General features: G+C 69.9%; 8 protein-coding genes. 4 read left to right on the forward strand and 4 right to left on the reverse strand.

Going from position 1 to position 7,490, the window contains the following annotated elements; genetic code table 11:
- Nucleotides 1–3 precede the first annotated feature (3 nt).
- The 3 genes from ligK to E1202_RS17875 all read left to right on the forward strand — a co-directional run bounded on the left by ligK (nt 4) and on the right by E1202_RS17875 (nt 3,167).
- A complete protein-coding gene (gene ligK, locus E1202_RS17865; RefSeq protein ID WP_132684289.1) occupies nt 4–687 on the forward strand; it encodes a 4-carboxy-4-hydroxy-2-oxoadipate aldolase/oxaloacetate decarboxylase in 684 nt (227 codons plus the stop codon).
- Nucleotides 677–1,585 carry an amidohydrolase family protein gene (locus E1202_RS17870; RefSeq protein WP_132684290.1) on the forward strand — a complete coding sequence of 303 codons (909 nt, stop codon included), beginning with the start codon at nt 677–679 and terminating at the stop codon, nt 1,583–1,585. The genes ligK and E1202_RS17870 overlap by 11 nt, the downstream gene beginning before the upstream one ends.
- A 223-nt stretch (nt 1,586–1,808) precedes the next feature.
- Nucleotides 1,809–3,167, forward strand: a complete 1,359-nt coding sequence (locus tag E1202_RS17875) for an MFS transporter (RefSeq protein ID WP_132684291.1) — start codon at nt 1,809–1,811, stop codon at nt 3,165–3,167.
- Here E1202_RS17875 and E1202_RS17880 read toward each other — a convergent pair whose 3' ends face one another.
- The 4 genes from E1202_RS17880 to E1202_RS17895 all read right to left on the reverse strand — a co-directional run bounded on the left by E1202_RS17880 (nt 3,168) and on the right by E1202_RS17895 (nt 5,815).
- On the reverse strand, nt 3,168–3,743 hold the full coding sequence (locus E1202_RS17880; RefSeq protein WP_132684292.1) for a thiamine pyrophosphate-dependent enzyme: 576 nt from the start codon (nt 3,741–3,743) through the stop codon (nt 3,168–3,170).
- Complete coding sequence (locus E1202_RS17885; protein ID WP_132684293.1) at nt 3,743–4,285, reverse strand: thiamine pyrophosphate-binding protein; 543 nt, start codon at nt 4,283–4,285, stop codon at nt 3,743–3,745. Before E1202_RS17885 ends, E1202_RS17880 begins: the two co-directional genes overlap by 1 nt.
- 69 nt (nt 4,286–4,354) lie before the next feature.
- Nucleotides 4,355–4,729 (reverse strand): ArsR/SmtB family transcription factor, encoded by a 375-nt coding sequence (locus tag E1202_RS17890; RefSeq protein WP_132684294.1) that lies wholly within the window; start codon nt 4,727–4,729, stop codon nt 4,355–4,357.
- A 153-nt stretch (nt 4,730–4,882) separates the two neighbouring features.
- Nucleotides 4,883–5,815, reverse strand: a complete 933-nt coding sequence (locus E1202_RS17895; RefSeq protein ID WP_132684295.1) for an endonuclease/exonuclease/phosphatase family protein — start codon at nt 5,813–5,815, stop codon at nt 4,883–4,885.
- Nucleotides 5,816–6,203: 388 nt separating this feature from the next.
- Between E1202_RS17895 and E1202_RS17900 the strand changes: the two genes are divergently transcribed.
- Nucleotides 6,204–7,418 (forward strand): S8 family peptidase, encoded by a 1,215-nt coding sequence (locus tag E1202_RS17900; RefSeq protein ID WP_132684296.1) that lies wholly within the window; start codon nt 6,204–6,206, stop codon nt 7,416–7,418.
- The last annotated feature ends 72 nt before the right edge of the window (nt 7,419–7,490 follow it).

A 7,490-nucleotide genomic window follows, 5' to 3' on the forward strand; every position in this document is an offset into this window, starting at 1 on the left:
ACCGTGCACGAACTCGGAGTCGTCCACCGCACCGTCGAGCGCGCCGACCGCGGAGCCGTCGAGGCCCTGTCCCGGTTCGGCGTGGCCACGGTGCACGAGGCCATGGGCCGGGTCGGTCTGATGCGCCCCTACATCCGGCCGGTCTACCAGGGAGCCAAGCTCTGCGGCACGGCCGTCACCGCACTCCTGCAGCCCGGCGACAACTGGATGCTGCACGTGGCCACCGAGCAGGTGCAGGACGGCGACGTCGTCGTGGCCGGCTGCACCACCGAGAGCGAGGACGGCTTCTTCGGCGAGCTGCTCGCCACCTCCATGCGCGCCCGGGGTGCTCGCGGGCTGATCATCGACGGCGGTTGCCGCGACGTCGACGACCTGCGGGAGATGGACTTCCCGGTGTTCTCCCGCGCCGTCAACGCCAAGGGCACCGTCAAGGCCACCCTCGGCTCGGTCAACGTGCCGGTCGTGGTGGCGAACGCGCTGGTCAACCCGGGTGACGTCATCGTCGCTGATTCCGACGGCGTCGTCGTGGTGCCCGCCGCCAAGGCCGCCGACGTCGCCGCCGCGGCGGCCGCGCGCGAGGCCAACGAGGCGGGCAAGCGCGAGAAGTTCCAGGACGGGGTGCTCGGCCTGGACCTCTACGACATGCGACCCCGGCTCGTCGATCTGGGACTGACCTATGTGGACTGACGTGACCCCGGGGTGGCTGCCCTGGCACCCCAACCCGAGCGAGCCGGCCTTCACCGCGCCCGAAGGCGCTGTCGACGCGCACTGCCACGTCTTCGGCCCGGCCGCGGAGTTCCCGTTCGCGCCCGAGCGCAAGTACACGCCGGTGGACGCGGGCAAGGAGCAGCTGTTCGCCCTGCGCGACCACCTCGGGCTGTCCCGCAACGTCATCGTGCAGGCCACCTGCCACGGCAGCGACAACAGCGCCCTGGTCGACGCGCTGCGGGCTTCGGACGGCCGAGCGCGCGGGGTGGCTTCGGTGACCTCCGACGTGACGCGCCAGGAGCTGGAACGCCTGCACGCGGCGGGTGTCCGGGGCGTGCGCTTCAACTTCGTCAAGCGGCTCGTCGACGCCGCGCCGACCGACGCGCTGGAGATCATCGCCGCCAAGATCGCCCCGCTGGGCTGGCACGTGGTCCTCTACTTCGAGGCCCCGGACCTGCGCGACCTGCGGGACTTCTTCCTGTCGCTGCCGGTCACCCTCGTGATCGACCACATGGGCCGGCCCGACGTCAGCGCGGACCCCGAAGGACCGGAGTTCAGCGGGTTCCTCGACTTCGTCGCCCGCAGCGGGGCGTGGGTCAAGGTGTCCTGCCCGGAGCGGCTGACCAGGACGGGACCGCCCGCGCTGGACGGCGAGCAGCACGCCTACACCGACGTGGTCCCGTTCGCCCGGAAGGTCGTCGAGACCTTCCCGGACCGCGTCCTGTGGGGAACGGACTGGCCGCACCCCAACCTCACCGACCACATGCCCGACGACGGCCTGCTGCTCGACCACGTCCCGCAGATCGCCGCCACCCCCGAGCAGCGACGAGCGCTGCTCGTCGACAACCCGATGCGCCTGTACTGGCCAGAGGAGTGACCGTTCTCGGACCTGCGTGCAAGCGGCGTAGCCGCGAGGCGTGAGATCCACCCTCGCAGCCCGCACCGCCGCGGGTTCTGAGACGTCGTCTGGCGAGGACGCCGCGACGCCGTGTATTGGCATACATCAGGAGTGGCGCCCGGAGACCAGACGGCGCGTCAGGTTCCGCTACCCGCACCGCCACGCAGCTCAACCCCACAAGTGCTTCCCGTAGGAGACCGCAGTGCCGCACTCCGCTACGAACTCGGCGAACCGGCTCGACCGGTTGCCGATCTCGACGTTCCACAAGACCACGATCGTCGCGCTGGCGTTCGCCTACTTCTTCGAGTTCGCCGACATCAACACCTTCGCCATCACCGCGCCCAAGGTGCGCGTGCTGTGGGGGTCGGACGTCAGCCACATCGCCTACGTGACGTCGCTGTCGTTCGTGGGCATGTTCATCGGCTCGGTCGTGGCGGGCGGGCTGGCAGACCGGCTCGGCCGCAAGCGGACCCTGACGCTGACCACGATGTGGTTCTCGGTGTGGTCGCTGGCGACCGTGTTCGCCTGGGACATGCTGTCGATGGGCGTGTTCCGCGTCCTGACCAGCGCAGGTCTGTCCGCGATGACCGTGGTCGCCGTCGTCTACCTCAACGAGGTCTTCCCGCGCGCCAAGCGCGGCAAGTTCCAGGCGTACGTGATCATGATCGGCATCTGCGGCACCCCGGCGACCAACCTCATCGCCTCGTTCGTGGTGCCGATGGGGGAGCAGACCTGGCGCCTGGTCTACCTGTGGGGCGCGATGGGCGTGCTGTTCCTGGTGTTCCTGCGCAGGCTCGTGGAATCGCCGCAATGGCTGGAATCCCGCGGTCGCCACGACGAGGCCGAGGCCGTCCTGCGGGACCTGGAGTCCCAGGCCACCGCCGAGCACGGCGAACTGCCCACCGCTGAGGAGCCCGCGGTGGCCGAGCCCGTCGCCAAGCCGGGCCTGCGGATGCTCAAGCAGAAGAAGTTCCTGTTCCCGACGATCCTGCTGTCGGTGCTGTGGATCACCCAGACCATCGGCTTCTTCGGGTTCTCCTCGTGGGCACCGACGCTGCTGGCCGCCGAGGGCGTCAGCGTCGAGGACTCCATCTTCTTCGTCGCCCTGACCACCGTCGGCGCGCCGCTGGGGTCCTTCCTGGCCGCGCAGGTCACCGACCGCTTCGAGCGCAAGTGGTGCCTGGTGGTGTTCGGACTGATCATCGCCGGATCCGGTCTGCTGTACGGGTTGACCTTCCTGCCCGTGCTGGTGGTCGTCTTCGGCTTCATGGTCAACCTGTTCGAGCGCGGCTACACGGCCTTGGCCTACGCCTACTCGCCCGAGCTCTACGACACCCGCGGCCGCTCGCTGGGCACCTCGATCTCCTACGGCGTGGGCCGGCTGTCCAACGCCGTCGGACCGCTGATCATCGCTGCTCTCTACAGCGGCTACGGCTACATGACCGTCTTCTACTTCATCGCGGGCACCTGGATCGTGGGCGCCCTCGCCCTGGCGATCTTCGGGCCCGCGACCCGCAAGCTCCGGTTGGAGGCCGCGGCAGCGCAGGCGAATCCCGCCTGATCAGCTGATCTCGGCGGTCAGCCAGGTCTGGAAGCGGTGGGTGAGCGCGACCGGGTCCGCGAGCAGCTTCGGGATGTCGGAGGCGTTGCCCGGTTCGATGCGCACGTGCAGGAACGCCGGGCCCGCGGTGTCGAGCAGGCGGGCGAACTCGGTGCGCAGCGTCTCGGGATCGGTGGCGAGGCCGGTGGTCCACCCGCCGGCCTCGGCCATCGCGCCGAGGTCGATCCGGTCGGTGTAGGTGGGCAGCCCTGCTGTGGAGCCGTAGGAGCGGTTGTCCAGCAGCACAAGCAGCAGCGCCCGGGGCGCGGTGAAACCGCCGGTGGGCAGGACGTTCGGGTTCATCAGCAGGGACCCGTCGCCCTCGATCCCGATGACCTTCTCCACCGGCGAGTCCTCGACGGCCATGGCCAGCCCGGTGGTCACCGAACCGGCCAGCCCCATCGAGTCCAGCAGGTACAGGTGGTTGTCCCGATCGGCGACCGAGGCGAGTTCGCGGCTGGTCGCCGCGCAGGTCACCACCAGCGGGCGGTCCTCGGTGAGCTCGACGAGCTGCCGCAGGGCTTCGATCCGGCGCATCAGGCGACCTTCCCGTCGGTGTTCCAGAACGAGGCGAGGACGACGACGGGCCGGTAGGTCATCCGCGCGTGCACGCCGGCCTCGGCGGTGGCCTCCCGCCAGTCCTGCGGGGACGAGCGGCGGTCCAGCTCGAACACCGGCAATCCGACGGTGCGGAGCAGAGCGGGGGCGTGCTGGCTGATCGAGTGGATCATCGAGTTGTACTCGCCGAGCCCGCCGCGTGTGTTGGCGAAGATCAGCAGCGGCAGGTGGTAGGACATCGAGAAGGTCGTCAGCGCGGTCAGCGCGTTGCCGAAACCGTTGTCCTGCATGACGACCGCCCCGAACCGGCCCGCCAGCGGCAGCGCCCCGATGACCCCGATCGCCTCTTCCTCCCGCGACAGCGGGGTGACGTGCGGCGAGACGCCGTCCGCGCCCCCGTCGGTCTCGACCAGCGCGGAGATGACCGGCGCGACGGTCACCGACGGGATGTAGCCGACCCGCTCGGCTCCCGATCCCCAGATGCCCGCCGCAGCGGCCTCGGCGTAGCTCGATGTCGTCACAGGAACCGTTCGTCGACAGCGTTCACCGAGCGGCCATGCTAACGGCCCGTCAACCCGCTGACGGCGGATTCAGTCCGGGGAGTGCGACTCCCGCCTGGTCCGGGACTCGGCCTCGGACGTCGCGATGCGCAGGTCTTCGAGCAGGTCTGCCTGCCCGGCCAGCACCCCGGTGAGGATGCGGCGCGCGACGGCCAGCAGCTCGGCGACGTGCGGGCTGGTCAGCGAGTAGAAGACGGTCGCTCCTTCCTTGCGGGTGACCACGAGTCCGGCGCGACGCAGCACGGCCAGGTGCTGCGAGAGGTTCGCGGCCTCGACACCGACTTCGGGCAGCATCTCCGACACCGCCCGCTCGCCTTCGCTGAGCAGCTCCAGCACGCGGATCCGAGCCGGGTGTCCGAGCGTTTTGAAGAAGTCCGCCTTGACTTGGTAGAGGGGCCTGCTCACGGTTGGCCCTCCTCGCGGACTCGGGTCGCCTCGCGGCGATCGTTCGTGGTCATGCCCCCGATCTTCTCGCGCCCGGCCTCGGCCGACGCCGCGCACCACCTCGTGGGGTGTTCGCCCCGCCGGACGAGCTCGGGCGCATCGCCGCCGCGAGGATCAGAAGCGGGTGATCACCGGGCGGTGGTCGGAGGCCGGTTCGTTGCGCCGCTGCCGCGGCTGGTCGGTGACCGACGTCGCCGCGGTGTCGATCGTGGTGGCCTCGGCGATGCGGCCGACGAGCTGGTGGCTGACCAGGATGTGGTCGATGAGCTCCGGGCGGCCGTTGTAGGTCCGGGAGTGCCGCTTGTCGGCGGGGATGAGGGCGGCGAGGTTCCACAGCCGCGCTCCGTCGCCCTGGTCGGGCCGGTCGAACCCGGGCGTGCCGATCTCGGACCCGGGCGGCCCGTGCAGCAGCGTCGTGGTCGCGGCATCGGGGGTGTCGTTGAGGTCGCCCAGCACCACCACGGCCCGCTCCTGGCCGCGGCCTTCGAGCAGCTGGGTGGCGTGGCCGCGGACGGTGGCGGATTCGGCGGCTCGCCGGTTGAGCGCGTAGACCGCGTAGCGGGCGCGTTCGTCCTCGTCGCGCGGGTTGAACCGGCCGCCCGGGTAGGTCAGCAGCTTCGACTTGAGGTGGCAGGTCAGCAGGGTGAGGTGCTGTCCGCCGATCTCGACGCCGGCTCGCAGCACGGGACGGCTCATCTGCCGGACGGTCTCGCCGTCGTCGGTGGTCTGAACGGGCTGGAGCTGTTCGGGGAATTCGGTGACCTGAGCGAGGTCGTTCAGCGGGTGCCGGGAGCAGAAGCCGACGCGGATGCCGCGACCGTCGGGTTCGGCGAGCTCGGTGTGCCACCGGCCTTCGAGCTTGCCGACCAGGTCCGCGAGCGCCTCGGGGTCGCCGACCTCCTGCACGGCCAGCACGTCCGGTGCGATCTCGGTGATGGTTGCGGCCAGCGAGTCGAGCTTGGCCTGGTACTCCTGGGCGGAGTCGGGCCCGCCGTCGCTGCCCGGGCGGAACAGGTTCTCCAGATTCCACGTGCCTAACGTGACCACGACGCACTCCTCGCGCAGGAATTCTCCGGACGCGAAGAGCGTCGCCAGATCGCTGCGCCGCGCGCAATACCCGCGGGGCCGGGTTCTCCGGCCCTTCACCTGAGATCTTCTCCCGCGTGATGCGACGACGGGTCGTCCGAAAGTCATGGATCGGAAGGGAATCGTCCGATTGTTCGACCGAACATTACTGGTGAATCGTAAAAAGTGGAGGTGCGGGTGTCGAAATAGCAACCATGACAACGGTTTTGGGTGATCGAGATATGGACATGGGACACCTCGCGTGTCATGGTCTTCAGCCATGCTCGTACCGACTGGGTGGTCTGCCGTCGTGAGTTGATGTCGCATGCCGTCGTGGTCGGCGAGAGGTCGGATCAACGGAGGGGTTTCGATGCGAAGACGAACCACGGCGATCCTGCTGGCCTGCGCGTTAGCGGGTGCGACGGGACTGACCGCGCAGGCCGCGCCCGCGCCCGAGGGCGATTACATCGTGGTGCTCAAGGACGGCACCGACGCGAAGGCCAAGGCGGACAAGCACTCCCAGGACAACGGCGCCAAGGTCGGGCACCTCTACCAGTCGGCGTTGAAGGGCTACTCCGGCCGGATGAGCGAGCAGTCGCGCGACCGCATCGCGGCCGATCCCGACGTGGCCTGGGTGGAGCCGGTCCGCCAGGTGCGCAGCACCTCGCAGTCGTTGCCCACCGGAGTCGACCGCGCCAACGCCGACGCGAGCCCGACCGCCGGGATCGACGGCACCGATCAGCGCACCGACGTCGACGTCGCGGTCATCGACACCGGCGTGGACAGCGACCACCCGGACCTCAACGTGGTGGGCGGAAAGAACTGCACGCTGCCGATACTGCCTCCGGAGGACGGCCACGGCCACGGCACCCACGTCGCGGGCACGATCGGCGCGCTCGACAACGGCGACGGCGTCGTCGGCGTGGCCCCGGGCGCGCGGATCTGGCCGGTCAAGGTCCTCAACGACGCGGGCGTGGGCACCACGGCCGACGTGGTCTGCGGAATCGACTACGTCGCGGCCAACGCCGGGCAGATCGACGTGGCCAACATGAGTCTCGGCGGTGCGGGCTCCGACGACGGTCAGTGCGGTCGCAGCAACGGCGACTCCGAGCACCAGGCCATCTGCCGCGCGGTCTCGGCCGGCGTCACCTTCGCGGTCGCCGCGGGCAACGACGCCGCCGACGCCAAGGACAGCACGCCGGCCGCCTACGACGAGGTCATCACGGTCAGCGCGCTGGCCGACTTCAACGGCCGGCCGGGCGGCGGCGCTCCGGCGACCTGCCGGGACGATGAGGACGACACCTTCGCCGACTTCTCCAACTTCGGCGCCGACGTCGACCTGATCGCACCGGGCGTGTGCATCAACTCCACCTGGCCCAACGGCACCTACAACACGATTTCCGGGACTTCCATGGCCACACCGCACGTGGCGGGAGGCGCCGCCCTCCACAAGGCGACCAACCCGACCGCCTCCCCGGAGCAGGTCAAGAACGCCTTGCAGGCAGCCGGAACGAAGGACTGGACCTGGCCGTCGCAAGACCCCGACGGAACCCAGGAACCCCTCCTCGACGTCTCCGGCTTCTAGAGCCGGGCCTTCCGGGGCGGGAACCGCGGTTGCACGTACCGCGGTTCCCGCCCCGCTCCCGTCCGGTGGAAG

Source organism: Saccharopolyspora karakumensis (assembly GCF_004349225.1).
Classification (GTDB): Bacteria; Actinomycetota; Actinomycetes; order Mycobacteriales; family Pseudonocardiaceae; genus Saccharopolyspora; species Saccharopolyspora endophytica.